22 protein-coding genes are annotated in these 22244 nt (G+C 41.9%); 6 read left to right on the top strand and 16 right to left on the bottom strand.

The genetic code is table 11. The features are described from left to right. Positions 1–32: 32 nt before the first annotated feature. Positions 33–740, bottom strand: coding sequence for a ZIP family metal transporter (locus tag ACT3QR_RS02880; protein ID WP_444519896.1), 708 nt, complete (start codon positions 738–740; stop codon positions 33–35). 503 nt (positions 741–1243) lie between these two features. On the opposite strand from ACT3QR_RS02880, the gene ACT3QR_RS02885 reads away from it, so the two are divergent. Further along, a complete protein-coding gene (locus ACT3QR_RS02885; protein ID WP_444519897.1) occupies positions 1244–1618 on the top strand; it encodes a hypothetical protein in 375 nt (124 codons plus the stop codon). A gap of 139 nt (positions 1619–1757) precedes the next feature. On the opposite strand, the gene ACT3QR_RS02890 is transcribed toward ACT3QR_RS02885, so the two are convergent. From ACT3QR_RS02890 to ACT3QR_RS02900, 3 genes are all read right to left on the bottom strand, one after another. After that, complete coding sequence (locus tag ACT3QR_RS02890) at positions 1758–2069, bottom strand: NGG1p interacting factor NIF3 (protein WP_444519898.1); 312 nt, start codon at positions 2067–2069, stop codon at positions 1758–1760. 37 nt (positions 2070–2106) lie between these two features. Next, complete coding sequence (locus tag ACT3QR_RS02895) at positions 2107–2739, bottom strand: DNA-3-methyladenine glycosylase (RefSeq protein ID WP_444519899.1); 633 nt, start codon at positions 2737–2739, stop codon at positions 2107–2109. A gap of 352 nt (positions 2740–3091) precedes the next feature. Then, complete coding sequence (locus ACT3QR_RS02900) at positions 3092–3631, bottom strand: TetR/AcrR family transcriptional regulator (RefSeq protein ID WP_444519900.1); 540 nt, start codon at positions 3629–3631, stop codon at positions 3092–3094. Positions 3632–3761: 130 nt separating this feature from the next. On the opposite strand from ACT3QR_RS02900, the gene ACT3QR_RS02905 reads away from it, so the two are divergent. Next, complete coding sequence (locus tag ACT3QR_RS02905) at positions 3762–4280, top strand: HPP family protein (RefSeq protein WP_444519901.1); 519 nt, start codon at positions 3762–3764, stop codon at positions 4278–4280. 271 nt (positions 4281–4551) lie between these two features. Here the strand turns inward: ACT3QR_RS02905 and purC are convergent, their stop codons facing one another. The 5 genes from purC to ACT3QR_RS02930 form a co-directional block, all read right to left on the bottom strand. Beyond that, entirely contained in the window at positions 4552–5265 is a 714-nt protein-coding gene (gene purC / locus ACT3QR_RS02910) for a phosphoribosylaminoimidazolesuccinocarboxamide synthase (protein WP_444519902.1), read from the bottom strand. 128 nt (positions 5266–5393) lie between these two features. Then, positions 5394–5720, bottom strand: a complete 327-nt coding sequence (locus ACT3QR_RS02915; protein ID WP_444519903.1) for a hypothetical protein — start codon at positions 5718–5720, stop codon at positions 5394–5396. 125 nt (positions 5721–5845) lie between these two features. Next, positions 5846–6751, bottom strand: a complete 906-nt coding sequence (gene dapA / locus ACT3QR_RS02920) for a 4-hydroxy-tetrahydrodipicolinate synthase (RefSeq protein WP_444519904.1) — start codon at positions 6749–6751, stop codon at positions 5846–5848. A 448-nt stretch (positions 6752–7199) separates the two neighbouring features. After that, positions 7200–8402, bottom strand: a complete 1203-nt coding sequence (locus ACT3QR_RS02925; protein WP_444519905.1) for a hypothetical protein — start codon at positions 8400–8402, stop codon at positions 7200–7202. 265 nt (positions 8403–8667) lie between these two features. After that, the gene (locus tag ACT3QR_RS02930; RefSeq protein ID WP_444520099.1) at positions 8668–10032 is read right to left on the bottom strand and encodes a Do family serine endopeptidase; all 1365 of its coding nucleotides are present in this window, start codon (positions 10030–10032) and stop codon (positions 8668–8670) included. Positions 10033–10742: 710 nt separating this feature from the next. Here ACT3QR_RS02930 and ACT3QR_RS02935 point away from each other — a divergent pair. Continuing rightward, the gene (locus tag ACT3QR_RS02935) at positions 10743–13016 is read left to right on the top strand and encodes a cation:proton antiporter domain-containing protein (RefSeq protein WP_444519906.1); all 2274 of its coding nucleotides are present in this window, start codon (positions 10743–10745) and stop codon (positions 13014–13016) included. A 155-nt stretch (positions 13017–13171) separates the two neighbouring features. On the opposite strand, the gene tmk is transcribed toward ACT3QR_RS02935, so the two are convergent. Both tmk and mltG read right to left on the bottom strand, forming a co-directional pair. Next, positions 13172–13897 carry a dTMP kinase gene (gene tmk / locus ACT3QR_RS02940; protein ID WP_444519907.1) on the bottom strand — a complete coding sequence of 242 codons (726 nt, stop codon included), beginning with the start codon at positions 13895–13897 and terminating at the stop codon, positions 13172–13174. An 88-nt stretch (positions 13898–13985) separates the two neighbouring features. Continuing rightward, on the bottom strand, positions 13986–15272 hold the full coding sequence (mltG, locus tag ACT3QR_RS02945) for an endolytic transglycosylase MltG (protein WP_444519908.1): 1287 nt from the start codon (positions 15270–15272) through the stop codon (positions 13986–13988). A gap of 170 nt (positions 15273–15442) precedes the next feature. Here mltG and ACT3QR_RS02950 point away from each other — a divergent pair, with 170 nt between their 5' ends. Then, the gene (locus ACT3QR_RS02950; protein ID WP_444519909.1) at positions 15443–16207 is read left to right on the top strand and encodes a DpnI domain-containing protein; all 765 of its coding nucleotides are present in this window, start codon (positions 15443–15445) and stop codon (positions 16205–16207) included. Here the strand turns inward: ACT3QR_RS02950 and ACT3QR_RS02955 are convergent. Together ACT3QR_RS02955 and ACT3QR_RS02960 are read right to left on the bottom strand one after the other, a co-directional pair. Continuing rightward, positions 16204–16698, bottom strand: a complete 495-nt coding sequence (locus ACT3QR_RS02955) for a hypothetical protein (RefSeq protein WP_444519910.1) — start codon at positions 16696–16698, stop codon at positions 16204–16206. The two genes, ACT3QR_RS02950 and ACT3QR_RS02955, sit on opposite strands and share 4 nt — an antisense overlap. 328 nt (positions 16699–17026) lie before the next feature. Beyond that, positions 17027–17593 carry a hypothetical protein gene (locus tag ACT3QR_RS02960; RefSeq protein WP_444519911.1) on the bottom strand — a complete coding sequence of 189 codons (567 nt, stop codon included), beginning with the start codon at positions 17591–17593 and terminating at the stop codon, positions 17027–17029. Between the two features lie 163 nt (positions 17594–17756). Here ACT3QR_RS02960 and ACT3QR_RS02965 point away from each other — a divergent pair, with 163 nt between their 5' ends. Then, positions 17757–17942: a DpnD/PcfM family protein gene (locus ACT3QR_RS02965; RefSeq protein ID WP_192520584.1), complete on the top strand. Its 186-nt coding sequence runs from the start codon at positions 17757–17759 to the stop codon at positions 17940–17942. A 3-nt stretch (positions 17943–17945) separates the two neighbouring features. Here the strand turns inward: ACT3QR_RS02965 and ACT3QR_RS02970 are convergent, their stop codons facing one another. Together ACT3QR_RS02970 and ACT3QR_RS02975 are read right to left on the bottom strand one after the other, a co-directional pair. Continuing rightward, positions 17946–18956 carry an aminotransferase class IV gene (locus tag ACT3QR_RS02970; RefSeq protein WP_444519912.1) on the bottom strand — a complete coding sequence of 337 codons (1011 nt, stop codon included), beginning with the start codon at positions 18954–18956 and terminating at the stop codon, positions 17946–17948. A 3-nt stretch (positions 18957–18959) separates the two neighbouring features. Next, positions 18960–19622, bottom strand: coding sequence for a hypothetical protein (locus ACT3QR_RS02975; RefSeq protein WP_444519913.1), 663 nt, complete (start codon positions 19620–19622; stop codon positions 18960–18962). A gap of 492 nt (positions 19623–20114) precedes the next feature. Here ACT3QR_RS02975 and aroE point away from each other — a divergent pair, with 492 nt between their 5' ends. Next, entirely contained in the window at positions 20115–20978 is an 864-nt protein-coding gene (aroE, locus tag ACT3QR_RS02980; protein ID WP_444519914.1) for a shikimate dehydrogenase, read from the top strand. Between the two features lie 30 nt (positions 20979–21008). On the opposite strand, the gene ACT3QR_RS02985 is transcribed toward aroE, so the two are convergent. Beyond that, the gene (locus ACT3QR_RS02985) at positions 21009–22130 is read right to left on the bottom strand and encodes an FUSC family protein (protein ID WP_444519915.1); all 1122 of its coding nucleotides are present in this window, start codon (positions 22128–22130) and stop codon (positions 21009–21011) included. Positions 22131–22244: the final 114 nt, after the last annotated feature.

The following is a 22244-nucleotide window of genomic DNA, read 5'->3' on the forward strand; positions in this document are numbered from 1 at the left end:
ATAATAGAGTAACTCACCTTTCTTTCAGGTTTCTAAATAATCATCTCACCCATAATACCTACCAAAAAACCTAATGATGCACCCAGTGATGGCAAATAATTATTGTCGAGCTTACTCTCAGGAATAATGTCTTGTATCAATAAATACAAGATTCCTCCACTCGCAAATGTCATCAGATACGCAGTAATATCAGGATGCTGACTGAGAAAAAAATGTCCGATTAATGCAGATATAACCCCAAAAAAGCTCAACCCAAAAAATATGACTAGTGTCTTTCGCACACTAAAACCACTGCGTACTAAGTCGCGAAACGAATTAAAAGATTCAGGTAGATTCTGTAAACCAATAAAAACTGCCAACAATAAGGCCATTTGTGGTTCGATAGCAAACACAGCACCCAAAGCAATAGACTCTGGCACAAAATCCATCATCATCGCAAGCAAAGTTGCTTGCTGACTACCTGATGATGCTAGCTTTCGATCTATTAGCATAAACAAGATAGCGCCCAATGAAAATGATCCCATCACTCCCCAAACACCCAGTTCATCCATACCTTTAGGTACCAATACCAATGCTAGTGCAGACAAAATGATACCTGCACCAAAAGACATTAATGTATGAACCAACTGTGACTTAACTGGACTGTCTTTAATATGATGGTCAAACATGTTTGCTAGTAGTCCACCTATAAATACCGTGACACCTGCAAATCCTGAAAACAAAATGAGTTTGAGTGGCATTTTTTTCCTCATTGTTATTTGAGTATTTTATAAACTGATTACTTCTATCTGCCATCGCTCGACAGCTGATCTTTGAGCCAAGGATTCCTCTCTGACGTTTTTACTCATTTACAACTTCTTAACGTAAATGACATCTACCGCAAGGTTTTATACTCTATTATGAATAATGTAAGGAAATATTTCGAAGAATATTCTGCCCAAAGTATTTATCAGTTGGGATCTAATCAGATGTCGAAGTAATAGCGTTTTAATATGTAACGCCTAATTAATATCATTATAAGGTACGACATCACGAAGATAATAAAACGCTTCTATATCAAGACAACTGCGCCTAAAACTTTTGTCTTTACATCTTGTCCAGCTATAAAACACCATGCTATAAACAAAGTTATATCTATGGGCTATCGTGTTTAAAATAATAATTTTGGCGAACGAGCGTAGCCTTTTAAAAATTAATACTCAACGTGGTTTAGAAAAATGCCAAATATTATTAGGAAATCATTATGAAAAATTTATCATTTTCAACATTAAAAGCGGTAACGACTGGCAGCATAGTCGCAGCTTTGTTGGCAGTGACAACAGGCTGTGTGACAACACCGAGCGGCTATAATGGCTATGACGACCTTTACGAACATGTTCATAAGGATAAGAAAGGACATAAAAAGCACAAAGACAAAAAGAAAGATAAAGGTAGCTATGTCTCCGTTGTCGAGCGACGAGCTGCTAGTAAAGTTCGTAGCATGGGTTACCGTGTCAAAGACGTTAAATATAAAAATGGTGATCGTAAGATTAAGGTAAAGGCTGAGCGTGGACGCGATGATTATAAAATCGAGCTAGGTTATCCAAGTTATAACGTGATCAAACTGAAAAAACACTAATCAGTTTTTAAGGTTCAATATTCTTCACCAATACTTAGTTTAGACATCTAGCTTTATAACCAAATAAATCATCAAGTGGCTTATTTGGTTTTTTATGAGAAGTTCTACGCTCCATAAGCTGATATTTTCCTACATAAAACTAGAAATCTAAAACTTTTATCACATCATAAGCTGGTGTTTCATATGGATGCGCTTCTTTTAACGCCGCAATAGTAGCATCGATAAATGCTTCATCAACCACCATTTCAACTCGCCATTCATCGACCGTTTCTAAACTATCCTGTGTCCCAATATGCGGAGCACTACCTGATAATGGCACAAACTGACCAGTTCCTTGTATCTGCCAACAGCATTGCTCATAGCCTCCAATTTTCCCAGCACCAGCAGTAAATAGAGCAGATTTTACTTGGTCTAACGCTTCATCAGGAATAAAAACAGTCAACTTATACATCGACTAACCTCATTAAATAGTTTGAAACCTCAATCTATTAATTCTTAGACAAGGAAGGATGATCGGTCCATATATAACGTAGCAGCCAGTCTTTGGCGTCACCTGCATAGTCGATACCAATACGCGTGCGCAGTGATACTGGAGGTTGGCAATCATCATCCTCTATCCAAACAGCTGATGTCGGAGAGATAGGTTTGCCATATAGATCGCGATCGATTTGCAAGCGTTTTGTCAATTTCCCAGGGCCTGCAAACTGCTTAGAATGAGTGAATTGCTTATCTGGACTGAGCTGCTGTTCTTCAATCAGACGGTCACTATTATCAGTCAAAAAACCAGCGCGAATCAGTACTGACTCAGGCGACTCTTTAGAGCCGCTAATCAAATTTAGCATATGATGCACACCGTAAGTCAAATAAACATAGAACACGCCACCTTGCTCATACATAATCTCTGTGCGCGCCGTTCGAGTGCCCGCATGTGAATGGCAAGCGGGATCATTTTGGCCTATATAGGCTTCGGTCTCAGAGATACGCATACGTAGCATTTTTTGCTGTCCATCACTATCGGTTAGCTTTCGACATAAGACCTTACCAATCAAGTCAGCAGCGACCACGCAGGTGGGGCGAGTAAACCAGTCAGGCTCTAAAATAATTGATGACGCAATAGACATTAGCTAAACCTTTTCTTATTTTTATGGTCTAATTGAGATGAATAAGTACTAATAAATTAGCATAAAAGTAAGATAAGGTATCGAGGATAGTGTTGGCGCTATGTTTGATTTTTTATACGAGCTAAACAGCAAACCTGCGCCTAAAGAGTGATACTGGTTGGTTGATAAATAGACGTGAATTACAGTCTGTTATAAGCGGTTCCATTACGCTAGTCTGTTTTAAATAGTCTATTGATAGGTTTGAAGGGCGAAATAGCTAGTTCCCTTGGGGTATACCACAATTTCGCACTGAAACTACCAGAGTACTATCGTAGAATCTGATAGGCTAAAACCTAACTTGTATCGATATAATTTAATCCAAAACCTTAAAAAAATCAGTATTTAACTCTAATAACTCCTGATCCGTTTGTGCGGCAACGATAATACCTTCGCCAAATACAAACAAAGTGTCAGATTTCTGCTTAGCATTTTCCGCACTTATCTTTTCAAAATTATCAAGTAGCCATTTCCTAACCTCAGTTTTATGCTGCTTGGCTATTAAATGAGGTGAAGACTGTTTATCTGAATACTCTGCGCAAGCGTTGATAAACATACAACCATAAAAATCCTCTGATAACGTCCAGTTCTTGAGGAAGTTTAAGTAGCAAGTGGCAACATCTGCTACTTTCTCAATCTCAAAATCATCAAAGTCATTTTCTAATTGAGTCATAAACATTTGATGACGATATTTAAGCGCCTCCTCAATCAAGCCTTCTTTACTACCAAAATGGGCATACAAAGTCCGCTTGGTAGTCCCTGCTTTCTTTGCTAAAAGCTCTACTCCACTATCGTGAAAGCCTTGCTTATAAAAGAGCTCATAACTTTTTTGTAGAATAGTATCTCGTAATTCCATTGGTTCTGCTCCCATTATTGTTATTCAATGAAAACAATAATAGCATTTATAAATACCGTTCGGTATACTCAGTTAGTATACCGAACGGTATTCTTGTGATGATACCTTTTTATTTATGATAGGAGTAAGTATGCATTCTTTCTTTAATTGGCATAAGCTAAGCGGTCAAGTCAACGAATGCCCAAAGAGATTACCTTTACCGATGATAGTAGTGGCTTGGCTAGGCGGCACCATTGCCACTGCAACGCTTGCTATATTAGGAAGCTCAGTAGAACTTATTATGATTTTAGGATCGTTTGGCGCAAGTTGTTTACTAATATTTGCCTATCCTACCAGCCCTTTTGCCCAGCCGAGAAATGTTATAGGTGGCCATGTTATTGCGACTTTTACAGGACTGGTATTCATGACGTTATTTGGTATTCACTGGTGGAGTATGGCAACTGCTGTTGGCACTGCCATTGCGCTAATGCTGATATTTAGAATGCCTCATCCACCTGCTGGGTCTAACCCTTTAATAGTTATGCTAGGTGCAGTAAATTGGAGTTTTTTGATAACACCCACTCTAATCGGTTCAATCGTTCTGGTCATAGTAGCGCTAATTTATAACAATTTGGGTAAAGATAAACAGTATCCGACTTATTGGTGGTGAACTATCTGAACCGCCCCCAGATTGCCTAGAATTTAACATTCTGAGAGTTAGTCTATAGTTCAATGCCTGTATAGCGTACCGATCACGAATAGAATATGTATGGTAAGTACACCATGAAGTACACTGTGACTATTTCAGCGAGTTAAACCTTTGATACTCTTAGCCTACAGCGAAATATTCAAGTCCTCACTAGGGAACCATCATAAATATAATGCCATAAAAAAACTGAGCACATGGCTCAGTTTTTTATTAAATGCTAAGTATCAGCTACTTATTTTAATGGCACACCAATACGGTCAGCGACTTCTTCATAAGCTTCGATGACGTCACCTAATGACTGACGGAAACGGTCTTTATCAAGTTTCTTCTTAGTGTTCTTATCCCAGATACGGCAACCATCTGGTGAGAACTCATCACCTAATACGATACGGTCATGGAATACGCCAAATTCTAGTTTAAAATCAACTAAAATTAAATCACCTGCATCAAACAACGCCTTCAATACATCGTTGACTTGATAAGTTAGCTCTTCCATCTTTGCCAACTGCTCTTTGGTCGCCCAATCAAGAGAGACAGAAAGTGATTCATTAACCATCGGATCACCTAGCGCATCATCTTTATAAAAAAGCTCATAAGTTGGCGGCGTCAGTGCCTGACCTTCTTCTAAACCTAAACGACGTACCAAGCTACCAGCTGCAAAGTTACGCACCACACACTCTACGGGAATCATATCCAAGCGTTTAACCAATACTTCATCGTCAGACAATTGCTTCTCGAAATGTGTTTCGATACCAGCATCAGACAATTTTTGCATGATAAAAGCATTAAAGCGGTTATTAACCACACCTTTACGTGCCAGTTGTTCGATGCGCTTACCATCAAGCGCTGAGGTATCATCACGAAAGTGCAAAATCAGAAGATCATTGTCTTCTGTTTCATAGACAGATTTAGCTTTACCTTTATACAGCAGTTGTTGCTTTTGCATTATGGGGGTTCCTGTTCGTTCAAGCTTATGTGGTAAAAACGCGCAGCTACCGCTGACTGATATAAGGTACATGGTTTGCGGCTATGATAAAAAACGCAAAAGTCAGCGATATAGATAAGGGAATAAGTTTAGTTCGAAGTGTTGCTAACAGTACGCTGAGGTTTTGGCAGCTGATACTGATTGCCAGATTCATTTTGTAGTTTGAGCGTGTTTGCCCCAGCATTCGGTGTTGAATACAAAGGCACAAAAGGTGCCGTTTCTTGGGCGGCAGGTAGCTCTATCGGTGCAAGCTTTTTGCTTTGTTGATAATCTAAGCTACCGTTGTCACGCTTACCAAGCAAGTCTTTAGTCACCTGACAGCCACTCAATACCAAAGCGCTACTCAAAACCAAGGTCAGCATGGCTGGAAATAATTTTGTCGTTGATGATACTATCTTTGATGTTACTGTCATCATGTTGTCTCTCTGAATTAGCAGTTATTGCTTATTTAAGCGATTGACTTGTCCTGATAAGTTGACCTGCTGCTAGTCGAATGATGGTCATTAAACTAGCAACAAACCTCAAGTCACTGAAGATCAGTTTATCGTATATTTGCTCTAATCAAAGCTTCGTCAATCGTCGCATGATGCTGCTCCGCGAGCCAAACCAATGGTAAGCGAATACCTTTATCGATAATGCCCATTTTATGCAGCGCATACTTTGCTGGAATAGGACTTGACTCGATAAACAGGTCACGGTGCAGATGTTTGACCACGTCATGGATTTTACCAGCCGCTTCAAAATCACCACGCAAACCCGCAGCGAAAGTCTCGCTCATGGCTTTTGGCGCCACGTTCGCAGTGACTGAAATATTGCCTTTGCCACCTACTTTCATTAGATCAAACGCAGTGCCGTCGTCACCAGACAACACAACCATTCTATCGCCAACGGCTTTAATCAATTGCTCACCGCGACCGACAGATCCTGTCGCATCTTTGATAGCAACGATATTATCGATATCACACAAACGCTCAACCGTTTCTTGAGCGATATCAACCACTGTACGTCCAGGCACGTTATACAACATTTGCGGTATATTCACGGCTTTAGCAATGGCTTGATAATGTTGGAACAAACCTTCTTGTGGTGGCTTGTTGTAGTAAGGTGCAACGAGCAACGCACAGTCTGCACCTGCATCGGCAGCATCCTGAGTCAACTTGATGGCTTCCATCGTGTTGTTAGCACCGGTGCCAGCGATGACTGGTACACGACCTTTGACATGCTGAACAAAATAGCGAATGACATCGCTATGCTCTTGCATAGATAGGGTCGCTGATTCACCAGTAGTACCAACAGCCACAAGGCAATGCGTACCCTGTTCAATCTGCCAATCTATGAGATCTGCGAGACGTTTATAATCGACCGTGCCGTCAGGGTGCATGGGCGTTACCAAGGCTACCATTGAGCCTTGTAGTCGGGTTTTTATCTCGTCGTATGCTGTGCTCATAACCGTGCCTTACTGTATTATCCTAGCTTTTATTAAAGCTGTCACATGATAGGTCGTTTGCAAGTGGCCATTGCTTTATATGCGTTGAACAATGCTGATGGCATGACTTGCTTGATGTTAATGCTGTGTCTCTATTTACTATAATAGCGTTTGTATCATAAATCATTATATATACAAATCGATATCGTGATGGCACGCTACCAAAAGTAATGGGCGTACTTACCAACCGATAGAAGTATAATAAGAGTGCTCGTTAGTGTAGCATATTTTGATTTGGCCGCTATCAATCAATTGGCAGTCAATGCATAAATTTAATACCCAAAGAAACGCGCATTATTTTTTGCTGAAATATATAAAACTCGGCCGACAACTCTGAAAATAAACAATCTTATTACTAGAGAAGCAGTTTAGCGTAATCAATGTGCGCTGATAAGTCTCTTATGTAATATTAACGAATCGTCAACACATCGATAGTAGGTCGATAGAATCGAAAAGGCAACCCTCTCGTACCAATACCGCTACTGACAAATATCTGTGCATTTGCATGTTGGTACAAACCGCGCTGCTTGCTCATACGACTGTTATAGAACAACACCGATTGCTCACTACTTCGTCGAATATCGTTCTGCTTTTGAGCCAGCAATATATTTTTTTGAATAGCCTTTGCAGCGCCAGTTATTAATAAAGGACGTGGCTGTAAAGATTTTGGCAGATCACTGATGCTATCAAATCGTGAAGCCAAAATAATAACGGGACTGGTGGCATTGGCAATTTCTGTTCCAAGCGCTGCTTTATCAGTCGCCTCTGACGTGACGATATCTGTGGGCTTCTTAGGCATATCTTGCCAGCCACAAAGTACCGCTACTAGTGAGTTTATCTTTGAGTTGTCTTGCTCAATGTTATCTGACTGATTGCTTTTAGAACTTGGTTGACTAGTGACTAACTGCTCATTTTTCGCGCTCGCACACCTGAGTGGCAACGACGTACATTGCTGACCGATATATTTGATATCAAGTACGTCAAAAGTACTGGCCAATGTATCCTCTAATAGTGGCTGACCTTGTTTGGTCGTATTCATAGACTGATAACATAAGTCCGAGGTACTCATGACTGTATAAACAGGTTTATTAACCCCTTTGAACAGCATTAACTGACCTACTAAATCTGCGCTTGGATAATATAGCCAGTCGCCAGTAATTAGTACGGCATCTGCTGATAAGGCATTGATAGTAGAGACCAGCTTGCGAATATGACGCGGCTTACCGCCATATATTCCTATGCGTAAGTCTGCCAGTACTGCGACTTTGAGCGGTGTAGACAAATCTAAATCAATAGAATGTTGTTCTAATCGTAAACGGTTGGGTTGCACAATGACAGTATAAAAATATAAACCCATCATCAGTATTGCCATCAGTACAGCAGGTAGAGACAGCTGTGCCAGTATCAGGCCCTGTGACCAAACCATGATAAGCAATATTGCCCAAACGGGCATTGTGTAAGCGGCATAATACAATGCTAGCTTTACCCAAATACGCATAAAACGATTGGTAGGATTGGCATTAAACGTTTGTAGCCCTGACCACAGTGCAATGTACGCTAGCAATCCTGCTGACGTCATTGTAATAAGCGTATGTAGAGCGGGGTCAGTCATAATTACCTAGCGGTTGCATAATGGTACGAGCCTACTAAGCGACTCGGGCCACCTTAGAGCGTATTGATTGATCAATAACTCACTTAACGAATGGATTGCTATTGAGGTCGCACTCTTAGCTGTTTGATAAAAAACCAAACATTATAGAGGTCGACCTCCATGATAGACAAGCACAATTATTGACGTGCGCGCTGCCTTTATATGCTTAACCATATTCTAAGCCAAATAATTGGCAACATTAACAGTCACGCTTTAATCATGATACCTACTCAATACGTAAACCAATAATAGCAGGAATGCCTTGGCGTATAACTTCTATAGTGACCACGCCTTTTTTAGGAAGAGAAGAGATAGCACCTGAAAAGTCTGCCACTGTTTCGATCGGCTTTTGATGAAAGTTAGTAATGACATCGCCTGCCAGAATACCTGATCGCGCAGCCAATCCAGTAGGATCAACTGTGGTAACCAATATGCCCGTTTTATTATCGACAGCGATTTCTGCTTGTTCATCTGCCGTCAAATCGCGTAAACGCAAGCCCAATTGTACATCATCATTTTGTTCATCACCGCTCTGTGCTCTTACATCATTGGGTGCATAAGCGAGCTTGCCGTTAATCATCATTTGCTTACCATTACGCTGAACCCGTACACGGAAAGAATCACTTGGACGCGCTCGATTAAGCAAGTTCAGCAAATCGGATGCTTCCATGATTTCTACATCATTGTATTGCAAAATGATATCACCAGATTTGAGGCCTGATTTTTGTGCTGGCGAATCTGGTGATACACGAGTCAGTAAGGCACCTTGAGGGCGTTCTAAATTGTAAGCTTCAGCCAAATTGCGATCGATATCTTGTGGGTAAACCCCTAGATATGCACGCGCTACTTCACCATCGTTCTTTAGCTGCTCATAAATGTCCATGGCAGCATCAATAGGAATCGAGAATGACAGTCCCATGTAGCCGCCAGTACCACTAAAAATGCGCGAATTAATACCAATCACTTCGCCGCGCTGGTTAAATAGTGGCCCGCCAGAGTTGCCAGGGTTTAGCGCTACATCTGTCTGGATAAATGGCACGCTCGTCTCACGCGAGAAGCTACGCGACTTGGCACTGACAATACCAGCAGAAGCTGAATAGTCAAAACCAAATGGCGAACCAATTGCCAATACTGGCTCCCCTACTTTTAGACTGCTTGAGTCGCCAATAGGCAATGCAGGAAATTGATTGCCTTCAACTTTTAACACGGCCACGTCTGAGCGCTCGTCACTACCAACCAAAGTTGCATCAAGCTCAGTTCTATCATTGAGCGTCACAGTGATTTTGTCCGCACCTGCGATGACATGATGATTGGTCAGCATGTAACCATTAGAGGTAATAAAAAAAGCCGTACCATAAGCATGTTCAATCGCTGGCGTCGCGACTCGATCTGGAATACGCAGTCGATCACCAAAGAACTGACGCAATACTTCAGCAGTTTGAGCCTTAGCAAGCTCAGCTTCACTAATCGTTTTGGTTACATTAACGCGTGCGACTGCTGGCGTGACCTGTTGCACCAAACTAGAGAAGTCAGCCGTAGTGACTGCAGCCTGAGCACTGTTTATCGTCGTGACATTAATACTGGCGAACATCGCTGTACTAACAGCAAGTGCTAGCGCACTACGTTGTAACCAGCGCTGCATATTGGCGGTGGTCTGTCCTTTGAACATATTGATAGGCATTTTGCCCTCCATCTGATTAATCGCTGTTGTCCACAGCCACATTATGATTGTCAGCGATCAGTATATGCCATTTTATGGTGCTAACAATATTACCCTGTGCGCGACGTGCACGCCCAACGCAGCTACTGTATGATAAATAAAAACTTAAATCATTGCGCTAAGAATTTTTACATAGTGCAGGATAGCTCAAGGCTGCGTTATTTTATATAGGTTTTATACGTTCTTATGGCTGCAAGATAGCTTTTTAGCAGGTACGGCTTACATCAGCTTGAAATAAAATCATGGTATGATGTCAAACCAAATATTTTACTAAACAAACAAAAGTTAGTCTTTTTATAAGGCTGTCTATTACAGAATTATAAAGAGGCTATCATCACTCTTGTTTTCCATCTTTTGCATTTCTAGAATATTATTATTTATCTAGAAGCGCTTTTGTCTTTGCTACTTTATCGTAGTTATATCATATCTAGCTTATGCTGTGATTCCACGATGACCATCCATGCGATGGCCTAGCTACAATAGAAACGAATGACAACTTATAGCTACATACACGATAGCGGCTATCTTATAACCGCTATCGATAGATATAAAATATGACAAGATTATAAAAGGATTAATTTATGGATACCGCCCTTTTGCTATCCGGCGTGGTTGGGATCGGCATTGCCGCCCAATGGTTGGCTTGGTATTTAAAGCAACCATCCATTTTATTTTTATTACTGATTGGTATTATCGTCGGCCCAGTGCTGGGTGTATTTGACCCAGATTTAGTATTGGGCGAGTTGATGTTTCCTTTCATCTCTCTGGGCGTAGCGATTATCCTATTTGAAGGCTCGTTAACGCTAGAGTTTGATGAGATTAAGCAACATGGTACCGTGGTACAGATGTTGGTATCAGTCGGTGTACTGATTACTATCGCTATCGTGGCACTATCGACTTATTTACTATTCGATGTCGATCCGCTGATTGCTCTGCTCTTCGGTGCATTGGTCTGTGTGACTGGGCCAACAGTGATTATGCCGCTGCTGCGTAGTGTACGCCCTAACAAAACCATTTCCAACATCTTGAAATGGGAAGGTATTATCATTGATCCAATCGGCGCTATCGCTGTGGTATTGGTTTATGAGTACATTATCTCAGGCGGCGAAGCCAGTAGCATTCTACTATTTGCTAAGATTGTTGTATTGGCTACTGCAATGGGTATGGCCGGCGCTTGGCTACTTGCGTTCCTTATGCGCCGTCATATGATTCCTGAGTTCTTGCGTAATGTCTTTACCTTAGCATTTGTACTGGTTTTATTTTCGATATCAAATCATCTAGAACATGAATCCGGTCTATTGACCGTCACAGTATTGGGCGTGGCATTGGCGAACTGGCCAAAGTTCCCACGTGAGACGATTTTAGAATTTAATGAGTCGTTGACCATTTTGCTGATTTCAGTGCTGTTCATTATTCTAGCGGCACGTGTCGAACTGGCAAGCTTGCTCAGCGTCGGCTTCGCAGGATTAGTACTGCTCGCTATCGTGATGTTTGTGGCACGTCCATTATCGGTTTGGGCATCGGCTATCGGCTCCAACCTTAAGACCAATGAAAAGCTGATGATTAGCTGGATTGGCCCACGTGGTATCGTCGCTGCTGCAATCTCATCCCTGTTTGCAATTCGTTTGCAAGAGTATGATATCCAAGGCGTTGAGCTGCTTGTACCGCTGGTATTTATGGTCATCATTGGTACGGTCATGATTCAGGGCTTGGGTGCAAAGCTCGTCGGTAATTTACTTGGCGTACGTGAACCTGAGACCAACGGTATCCTTATCGTTGGCTCAAACCCAATTGCGCTACTGATTGCTACTTCTCTCAAAGATCAGGGCTTCGACGTCATCGTTGCGCACAATAACTACACCAATATTGCACGCGCACGCATGAGCGGTCTGCGTACTTACTTTGGTAATCCCATCTCTGATCACGCAGATCATCATCTGGATCTAATCGGTATTGGCCGTCTGTTTGCGATGAGTATGGACAAAGAAATGAACACGTTGTCCGAGATTCACTATCGCCATGAATTTGGTGAGCGTAAGCTGTACCGTCTTAAATTCAGTGACGAAAAAGTCAAAAGCGAGCGTGATGATAAGCAATCAAACTTCCATTCACAATGGTTGTTTGGCAAAGATGCGACCTATACCAAGCTTGCTAGTATGCTGTCCAAAAAAGCTCGAATTAAAATCACCAACATCACGGATAGCTATAGCTTTGAGCAGTATAAAGCGGACAATAAGCAATTCGTACCGCTGTATACGGTGGACAAAGAAGGCAAACTGCATGTCATTACAGATAAATTTGACGGTACCGTACCTCGTGACCGTAAGCTTATATCACTAGTGGTAGACGATGAGGTACAGCCAAAGCCAGTCGATGTAACGCCTAAGCAAGAGCAGGCTCGCATGGCAGCAGATGCTAACTTTGAGTCTAACTCAAAAGCTCCTGACAAGCGCAAAGAGCAAGAGCCTAGCCATGATGGCAACCAGACAGCAGCCTCAGAGTCTTCGGCAGATAGTGATAAAGATGATAAGCAAAATACCGCTAATCAGTCATCAAAGACACAAAGCAGTAGCACCGAGACTAAGTCAACTTCTAGTACTGCCACAGAGAAAAGTGAGTCAGTAGAAGCACCAAAAACGGCTGCTACTAATGTGGATAATAAAGGCGTCATGTCTGCAAACTCGACAGCGACTTCGAAGACCAAAACCTCCACGAACAGTAATGGCAATGGTAGTGCACCTAAAAATAAAAAAGGAGCGCTTGACCCAAACCGTCTACCTGACTCAGGTCAAGATAGCGATGCCTCTAGCACTACTGATGAGGATGTGAAAGTAGGCAAACCAGACGACCAATAGTCTGCGGTGTTATCTGATTTATTAACTTAAAGATGCAAAACTTACCTCAAAAAAAGCCCCAGCAATATGCTGGGGCTTTTTTTTAATACTAGCTGGCTGTCTAACTAATTATCGATACATCTACCTGCCTTATAAATCTACTTGGCGAAATTTAATTATTTAATATCGAATTTGTTCATAACGGTCTGCCATATACGCGCACTTACATCATCTGTACTGCCTGACGCATCAATACGCTGTATGCGCTCGGGATACTCATTCGCAAGCTGACTAAAGCCAGTATGCACCCAAGTAAAGAATTCCGTAGCCTGCTGCTCAAAACGATCTGCCGCACTGCGCTTATTGGCACGCTGCATACCCTCTACTACTGGCAAATCCAACCACAAGGTTAGCTCAGGAAGCTGCGTCACAAATTGTTTAATAAGCATATCGATTTTACCGCGTACCAACTCGTCGCCATAGGCACGCCCAAACCCTTGATACGCAATAGTAGAGTCGGTGAACCGATCACATATCACCCACGTACCATTTTGGAGTGCTGGTAAGATGACCTGCTGCATATGGTCACAGCGCGCCGCAAACAATAGCAACAGCTCGGTATCGTCTTCGATATCAGTCGCTGGGTCCAATAATATATCACGCAATTGCTCGGCAAATGGGCTACCACCCGGCTCACGAGTACGCAGATATGGAATGCCATTAGCTTCTAAGCGCAAGCACAACTGTTCAATCGCGGTGGTTTTTCCTACGCCTTCAGTCCCCTCAAAACTAACAAAGCGTCCTAAAGTAGATGCTGCATTTAAAGCGTTTGATTCAGGTAGATTCGATAATGGTGTGCTGCTATGTGGCGGTGTTGCGCTGGTATGCATAGATACTGACATGATATGACCTTATGTCATTGGTGAGCGCTACCTCTACTTTGTAGCACTCAATAAACGATAAGTTTTATAAGAATCTTAAAAAGGAATATTACTGCGATGGCGTTTGAGATTTTTTCTCACGCATGACACTGAGATAGTCTTTTACCGCTTGATTGTGTTCAGCCAAGCTATTGGTGAATTTGTGCCCACCATTGCCCGTTGCCACAAAATACAACGCTTCGCTATCAGCAGGATGTAGTGTCGCTTCGATAGAGGCCGCTGATGGTAGCGCAATTGGCGTTGGTGGTAAACCATCAATTTGGTAGGTGTTGTAAGATGTTTTTTCGTTGATGTCTTTGCGGCGGATATTGCCATCATAACGACTGCCCATACCATAGATAATAGTTGGGTCTGTCTGCATACGCATATTTTTATTCAAGCGATTTCTAAATACAGCAGAGACTAAAGGACGTTCATCAGCAACGGCGGTCTCCTTTTCAATGATAGATGCCATGACTAACGCTTCATAAGGACTCTTGTAAGGCAGATTCGGTGCACGATTTTCCCACGCATCAGTCAATACCTGCTGCTGGCGCTTATACAAGTCAGTCAGTACTTTTTTATCGCTGGTTCCTTCACCATAATAATAGGTATTAGGCGCGAACCAACCTTCAAGATTATAGTTAACAATCGGGTCGTTACTATTAGCCACGCTGTCTGGCAATATACCCGTCAAGTCTAATGCTTCGGCAATACTGGCATTATCACTATCTGTGGTCAGGACTTCTTTTTCGATTTTGTCATTATCACGCAGCGCTTGGTAAAGGTCTTTAGAGGTCTTGCCTTCGATGATTTGTACTTTGACCATGGCCACTTTTGCGCCTTGACCTAGTATTTGTAGCGCCTCAGCGATAGTCGGGTTTTCAGGTAATTGATACGTCCCAGCATGCAATGGCGCATCAACTTGCGATTTGATATATAGTTTGGCCACACCTGCTGAAAACAGTGGAATCTGCTGCCACTGCGGTAGTAGTCCATAATAAGTCTGACCTGGCTCAATCGTCACCATTTGCTGCGGCTGCTCGATACGACCAAATAACGTCTGATAAACCATGATCAAGAAAAATGCAGCAATAAGTCCTAACACCAGCAGTACTTGATAGCCGCGCTGCATAAAAAACGACGGATTGTTGACTTTATATTGACGCGGTTTACTGTCGCCACTGATGAGCGAGACGTTGGTTGCTGGCGTTGCAGGTGTGTCCTCTACCCCATCTGCCACGGTTTGATCGTCCAGTAGCGTAGTATCGACACGCTCCTCGACTGTGCCATCTTGCTTGTTCGACGGCGCCTCATTGGGATGTTCAGGTGGTATATTGGGTGTGGGCTTGCTCATGGCAACTCGCGAGGCAGATGTTTGCTAGAATTTAGCACTGAACCGTGCGATTTTCAATGGTATTTGCTTAGCTTATGAATTATCTTGCTATTGGTAATAGCTGGTATGGCTTAATACTTAGGCATTTTTTACAGTATTCTCAGCTTATCTATTAATAGTGAAAAAATCTTATGAACCTACATTTTAATCAAAGTCTTGCCAAAAACTATCACTCTGAATCTCAAAAAGTTCGCGTACTCAGTGAAGCGTGGGTAAAAGAAAATAGTTACTGCACCAATTGTAACGCCCAATCGCTAGCTGAGTTTGCTAACAATAAACCTGTCGCTGATTTTTATTGCGAAAATTGTGATGAGCAATATGAGCTAAAAAGTAAAAAAGCCAAGTTAAGCAATATTGTCAATGATGGTGCTTATAAGACGATGATTGAGCGTATCAATAGTAAGGATAACCCCAGCTTCTTCTTTTTAACCTACTCAAAAGAATACACTGTTAATAATTTTCTGATTATTCCCAAGCACTTCTTTACGCCCGATATTATTGTTAAGCGTAAGCCGTTATCAGTGACGGCCAAACGAGCAGGTTGGGTTGGTTGCAATATTGACTTACGCCAAGTACCCGAATCGGGCAAAGTGTTTTTGGTCAAAAACCAACAAGTTATACCGCGTGAAAATGTCACCCAACAGTTCCAAAAGACTTTATTTTTACGCAAGCAATCTATGGCTTCACGTGGCTGGACACTCGATGTCTGGCAATGTATAGATAGACTCGATACTCATTTTTCTCTAAAGCAAGTTTATGGTTTTTCTGGTGAGTTGCAGCTCAAACATCCTGATAACAACCATGTGAAAGATAAAATTCGCCAACAGTTACAAGTATTACGAGATAAAGGCATCATTGAATTTGTGAGCCGTGGTCATTATCGAAAGTTATACTAAGAACACTTATCACTCCATAATGGTAAACCTTTGGCAGCAACCAAACGACCGTAAAATTTATGAGGCGGGTAATCTAGCTCTAGCTCGTCATTTACTTTAAAGAAGTCTTTCACATTGCCATCGAGACAGGTATAAGCTCGATTTTTTACCTGTTTATTCCAGCTAATTAGCAGCCCTAACGGAGTGCGAGAAGATTTAGTAAAAGCCTGTCTTTCGGTTGTAATCGCGCACATCACAGTATCTTCGTGAAATCGCTTATCTAAACCTTGTTCGATGACTTCTTGACGGGTATGCGCATAATTAAACACACTCCCAAATGCTGTGTATTTTCTATCTTTCTTAGAATAAACAATACTAAATGCTATCTGTGAATAACAAGGTAAGTGAATCATTTCATCAGGATGTCTTTTCGCTGCACAGCAAACTTTATTAAATATCATCAATCGACGAATTTGTAGTGGAATTCGTTGATCTTCATATGTAGTGCGCATTTATTATCCCCTGTTAGATAATATTGGATAGAATGCAATCATTGATCGATTAACATCAGTACGCAATACTCGTTAACAAAAGACGATCAATTATGAAGAACGTTATTGGAGATGTTCATCACTCAATAGATTTCTTGCAAAAGCACCAGTGCACTAACTTCAATTGACGGAGCCACAAAGGCTAGTGATGATTTATGTAAGAAGGCTGATACGTCATATGAACACAGTATCAAGATTATAATATTACAGCCGCTAAAATTTATTAGCAGCTATAACTATAAGTGGTAACTTAATTGTGAGTTTCGTATAACATAGTAATTATTTCGAATTATATCAGACGCCTTTCGTTATAACGTTTAGGTCTAGGTTCGCCTTGATTGTCACGATATACATCTGCAATTAACTCATCTCTATCGTCCCATAGTGGCAGACGCGCTGTCGCAACTAGACGGTCATGAAACTTACGCGGTGGGTAATCCGAATCAATTTCATCATTTATCCGAAAAAAAACTTCTTCACGATAGTCAACATAAGCATGCATTCTATTCTTTACATATTTATTCCAATACCACACTAATTGTATAGGTGTACTAGCTGGACGAGTAAACTGCTTTAAATTAACAGTTAGCGCACATTTTACTGGCTCGTCGTTAGGAAAAATGCGAATACGTTGCTCAATAACTTCTTCGGGTGTTTGTGCATACTCAAACACACCACCAAAAGCTATAAATTTCTTGAAATCCTTTAGATATATAACTCCGAGTGATAACTGAGTAAATTTTAATAAATGAATAATTTGATCAGGTTCTTTCTTCGCTAATTTACAGATTTCATCGAAAACCATCAAACGCCGGATTTGTAGCGGGATACTTTCATCTTCATAAACTTCGTACATTGACTTATCTCCTTATTAGATAAGCAGCATTGATTGATTTGCTGTACGACACAAGACCACGTAACAAAAGACGATCACTTCTTTTGAGCGCTTTTGCTAATCTATTTGGCATCGATAAAAAACAGATTTTGAATATGACAACTTTTAATTATTGAGAACAGTTATGATAAAGAAAGGCGATTTGAATACTTATCAAATAGAGGTGGTCGAAACGATGAGTGCCATTATAGAAGTGGTTGCAGAAGATAGTGAGACGGCCCTACTAAAAGCGCGAGGAATATATCGAAATGAAGATATTGTTTTATACCCAGATGATTTTATCGACACTAAATTCAATATCTTTCAATAACAGCTAGGCAGATTCAAAATCCACAACATCACCTGACAATAACGTCAGACTGCTCATTGGCATGATGCCGCGTAGTGCATTGCAAAAGAATAATTGCGTTAGTTTAGGTAAATCCTTATCTTGTAGCGGTCTTATTATGACTGGATATTGTGTCGTGGATAGTGCATCGATAATTACCTGACGCATGACGCCAGCAACTCCCGATTGAGCCATAGAAGGTGTGTACCACTGACCGGTGGTTAGGTAGTTGTCACCATCCTTATGGACATTCGATATGGCCTTAGATTCTGATAGTGGTACCTCTGCCAATTGATAGAATACATTACTCATCGTACCTTCGACCCACTGCCCGTTCATATCGCGCAGTAGCCCTTCACTAAGCGTTGAAGCAAGTTGAGTAGCCAATGGCTCAGATTTTATCTGCTGTAGCTCACCACTCGCGAGGACATTGTCTAAACGATTAAGGCTCTTGAGACCTGCCAGCGATGGTGGTAAGCAAGCAATTTGAGAGGACAAACATATCGACGAGGCGTTAGGTTGTATGGGTACCAGACTCCCATCAGGCAAAGACAGATGGAGCGCCGTAGAAACTTTTATTGCCGTAGCCTTTAGCCATATCTCACAGTTGCTACCACTTGCACTAGGTGTATAACCATAACCGCGCACATCCTGCGCAGCACGGGTTACTACCAATTTGAGCATACCTTGCTCTAACTGTTGTGCATACAGTTGCAGTACCGTTAGTAGCTTTTCGCTGTTTATATTTAGCTGCAAAGCTTCAGCATGAGAGACTAGCCGCTGATAATGATAATCTGACCATAGCATCAAACCATCGATGACACCCATCGTAGTAAAAAAACCGTCAGCGTATGCCAGTCCGCGATTATCTAGAGACATGGTTACCGTTTGGCTGGTTGTCCTATTAGTTTCGGTCACACTATCGTTTTCGGTCAAACTGCTGTCTTGTGGGTACAGACATACCCAGCCGTTTGGCACTGACGTTATATCAGTCATGGTTTAGCTATTATCTGTTTGAGCGGCGGCTTTATTGATAACCAGCATGCAGCTATAAAACTCACATTTTGCTAGCTCTATTTTTTGTCCACCAACCATTCTATTTTTGATGATTTGACTATTGAGCATATCGGCAACCATTTTACCGCCATCATTGCCCATCAGTTGACGCGATAGCTGATAGGCTTTTTTAGCATGATTTTGGCTCAACTCTTTTTCTTTGTCTGTGTCGGTAGGATTGGCATAGTACCAGCCCAGTTCTAAGTATTTTTCAGAGTCAATAATATCCAGATACGGTGCGTCCGTTTTCATAAAGCGATATTTAGCCGCTGGGTTACTGGCATAGTCTAGGCTGTTTTCGTCAGTGCTCACCACTTCTCCAAACACGGATTTTATACTATCTAACTCATCTACAGCGAGCGACTCTACCTCACCAGTTCCCCATGCTGCGATATCATATTTCACTGGCGTACCCTGCGGAACAGTGGCACCTTCTAGATCAGGATTGTTTGCACTGTCCTGTATTGGCTCATTCGTTGTTGCTTGCTCACTGGTCTCAGCATCTGGATTTTGCACATCGTCTTCAGTGCTGCCACAGCCACTGAGCGTCATACCAACTGCTATTATCGTACCGACTAGAAGGGTTTGTAGGTTAGGGTTCCACATGAATAGTTTACTCACATTTTTAGATTGATCTCAAAATAGTATTAACGAGCTGGCAAGAACGCCGCCGATAACGAATAATTTTCAATATAGAGCATATTTTATAAATATTATAATCTAGCAGTCATTACAGCATATTGATATAAGTTTCCATATTTTATAGTTTACCCAACTGCTCAGTACTTGACTACCTTTTACGTTACGCGGAGCACTCGCCGCGAGTACAGATTTGTTAAATATATAACGTACTAAAACTGTCTCTTTTTTTGAATGGAAAATAAAAAGCTATTTGTATGCTACTTACTTAAAGCTATTTTAATCTCACAATCTATTTTCAAAAATGACCAGTCAACCTCTAACAAATGCTACCAATATTTCATAATGTATTGGTTATAGCCACTTGATTTGTCAATCATAGCATTATCCCTTATGATGACTGAGCATCACTTATTGCTTCTTTTATAGTATTTCTACTCTCTAGCCAGCGGACTATTTATGATCCAACACTTTATCGTTATTGGCAATCCAATCGCTCATAGTAAATCTCCTGAGATTCATAAGCAGTTTGCTGTACAAGCAGGGATTGATATTAGCTATCAGCGTCAGTACTGCCCTAATGATACCGCCAGTTTTACGGCTGTTGTTGAAGCATTCTTTTGCGGTGGCGGTGTGGGTGCCAATGTGACAGTTCCTTTTAAACAAGTCGCTTATGATTGCTGTGCGGCGCGTGGTGGATTATCAGAACATGCCAAAACGGCAGGCGCGGTCAATACGTTGTTGTTGAACAAAACACTATTAGAAAACGGCGCACCAATTACTGAAGCACTCTATGGTGATAATACGGATGGGCAAGGACTTATCAACCACATTACGAGTATGGATTGGCCTTTGACCAACGCTCGTGTGGCGCTAATAGGTGCAGGTGGTGCAGCGCGTGGCGTGGTATTGCCATTATTTGAAGCGGGTATTAACTCTCTCACGATCGCCAATCGCACCGTGTCTAAGGCGGCCGATTTGGTAGATGAGCTAAGTGCGGCAAGCTCAGTAATCGATGAGCAACGTATCGATGTTTGTGCCACCAACGAACTAAACGGCTCTTTTGACATTATCATCAATGCCACCTCTATCGGTTTATCAGGTGATACGTTGCCGCTGGATGGTACTCTAAACTGCCAGTACGCGTATGACATGATGTATGGTCGTCCGCTGCCATTCTTACAGCACTTTGCCGCTCGCGGCGCACAGACCTCTGAAGGCTACGGTATGCTGATTGGGCAAGCAGCTTTAAGCTTTGAGCGTTGGACTGGGCATATTATCGATGTAGCGCAAGCGACGACAGCACTAAATAAAAGCAGTTAATTAAGGAAATCTTTGCAGAGCTATACTTTGTTAACTAAAACGTAGTAACAGCCAGTTTTCAAAACGGCGGAGCGGTACACGCAATCTCGTAGAGTGTATCGCCAGACCACCACTCAGTCCAATCGCGCATCCAAGCGCTGTATCAATCATACGCGCTTGGATAACGTCACTAGCGATTGGTGGCGCTGACATCGTACTACCATACTCGGCGATAAATATAGTCAGTGGCGTGATAAATATCACTGCCAGTCCATAATGCCGATCGACAAATGATTCAATCAAAAACATCATACACAGTATCGCGATAGCGATGCCCCATACCGAGAGCCCCCAAGACAGCATCCAACTTGCCACTATCATGCCAGCTAATGTACCCAACAATCGATGCAACTGTTTGATCCACATGGTTCGTAGCTGCATACCTTGAATGATAATAAAGCAGCTCATCGCTGCCCAATATGGATAAGGCAGCGCTAACAGAACAGCGACAACCAACGCCAAACTAACGAAACTTACCACGATAAGACTATCGCTAATCATATCAGGCTGATAATCATAAACAGATACGGAAGCCACTGGACGCGTCGCCAATAAAAACAAACTGTATAGTAACGCTAACAACATAGATGAGCCGCTACCTAATATCACAAGCCCTATCGCTGAGAGCACTTGATCAATCGGTACAGGGATAAATAGCGCAATCGCACCTGCCATCAACACAAACAGTCCTGCTGGTGGCGGTTGCCGATAGTAACGACCTAACATCACTACGCCAATACCAATCAACATAAACACGGGTAGCCGTAACACTGGCAGCAGCTGCGCGATCAGACCCAGCGCAAAGCTGAGTATCATCGCAAATCCCCAAGCCATAACCGTCACTAGACGATGTGGTAGCGCGCCTGCAAATGGTAGGTTTAAAATAATCATCGAGCCTAGGGAGGCTTTGATACCTGAAGATAAGTCATCAAAATAAGCCCCTACAAATACTGGAAAGCTGATAGCAATCGCCGCAATGATTGGCATATGCCATGGTCGCTGACTGCGATTGACTGTAAGTAAATGATTCAGCTCACCATCAATCAACCACTTAATACGAGTTAATAATGTGCTCAGCCAAGAGGATCGCTGTTGTTTTTTTAAGGTACTCATAAATGGCTTTTCCTATTTGATAAGTCCATTTTCTTTAAATTTGGATGAGTCTACATAACTCCTTATACAATAGTTTCAAGTACAGATACAATTTACCTATACAAACTAAAATGA

It is taken from the genome of Psychrobacter sp. AOP7-B1-25 (assembly GCF_052376195.1).
Taxonomy (GTDB): Bacteria; Pseudomonadota; Gammaproteobacteria; order Pseudomonadales; family Moraxellaceae; genus Psychrobacter.

Coding starts and splice junctions, on each gene's coding strand:
- ACT3QR_RS02880 (WP_444519896.1), bottom strand. CDS start 740: ATGCCACTCAAACTCATTTTGTTTTCAGGATTTGCAGGTGTCACGGTA.
- ACT3QR_RS02885 (WP_444519897.1), top strand. CDS start 1,244: ATGAAAAATTTATCATTTTCAACATTAAAAGCGGTAACGACTGGCAGC.
- ACT3QR_RS02890 (WP_444519898.1), bottom strand. CDS start 2,069: ATGTATAAGTTGACTGTTTTTATTCCTGATGAAGCGTTAGACCAAGTA.
- ACT3QR_RS02895 (WP_444519899.1), bottom strand. CDS start 2,739: ATGTCTATTGCGTCATCAATTATTTTAGAGCCTGACTGGTTTACTCGC.
- ACT3QR_RS02900 (WP_444519900.1), bottom strand. CDS start 3,631: ATGGAATTACGAGATACTATTCTACAAAAAAGTTATGAGCTCTTTTAT.
- ACT3QR_RS02905 (WP_444519901.1), top strand. CDS start 3,762: ATGCATTCTTTCTTTAATTGGCATAAGCTAAGCGGTCAAGTCAACGAA.
- purC (WP_444519902.1), bottom strand. CDS start 5,265: ATGCAAAAGCAACAACTGCTGTATAAAGGTAAAGCTAAATCTGTCTAT.
- ACT3QR_RS02915 (WP_444519903.1), bottom strand. CDS start 5,720: ATGATGACAGTAACATCAAAGATAGTATCATCAACGACAAAATTATTT.
- dapA (WP_444519904.1), bottom strand. CDS start 6,751: ATGAGCACAGCATACGACGAGATAAAAACCCGACTACAAGGCTCAATG.
- ACT3QR_RS02925 (WP_444519905.1), bottom strand. CDS start 8,402: ATGACTGACCCCGCTCTACATACGCTTATTACAATGACGTCAGCAGGA.
- ACT3QR_RS02930 (WP_444520099.1), bottom strand. CDS start 10,032: ATGTTCGCCAGTATTAATGTCACGACGATAAACAGTGCTCAGGCTGCA.
- ACT3QR_RS02935 (WP_444519906.1), top strand. CDS start 10,743: ATGGATACCGCCCTTTTGCTATCCGGCGTGGTTGGGATCGGCATTGCC.
- tmk (WP_444519907.1), bottom strand. CDS start 13,897: ATGTCAGTATCTATGCATACCAGCGCAACACCGCCACATAGCAGCACA.
- mltG (WP_444519908.1), bottom strand. CDS start 15,272: ATGAGCAAGCCCACACCCAATATACCACCTGAACATCCCAATGAGGCG.
- ACT3QR_RS02950 (WP_444519909.1), top strand. CDS start 15,443: ATGAACCTACATTTTAATCAAAGTCTTGCCAAAAACTATCACTCTGAA.
- ACT3QR_RS02955 (WP_444519910.1), bottom strand. CDS start 16,698: ATGCGCACTACATATGAAGATCAACGAATTCCACTACAAATTCGTCGA.
- ACT3QR_RS02960 (WP_444519911.1), bottom strand. CDS start 17,593: ATGTACGAAGTTTATGAAGATGAAAGTATCCCGCTACAAATCCGGCGT.
- ACT3QR_RS02965 (WP_192520584.1), top strand. CDS start 17,757: ATGATAAAGAAAGGCGATTTGAATACTTATCAAATAGAGGTGGTCGAA.
- ACT3QR_RS02970 (WP_444519912.1), bottom strand. CDS start 18,956: ATGACTGATATAACGTCAGTGCCAAACGGCTGGGTATGTCTGTACCCA.
- ACT3QR_RS02975 (WP_444519913.1), bottom strand. CDS start 19,622: ATGTGGAACCCTAACCTACAAACCCTTCTAGTCGGTACGATAATAGCA.
- aroE (WP_444519914.1), top strand. CDS start 20,115: ATGATCCAACACTTTATCGTTATTGGCAATCCAATCGCTCATAGTAAA.
- ACT3QR_RS02985 (WP_444519915.1), bottom strand. CDS start 22,130: ATGAGTACCTTAAAAAAACAACAGCGATCCTCTTGGCTGAGCACATTA.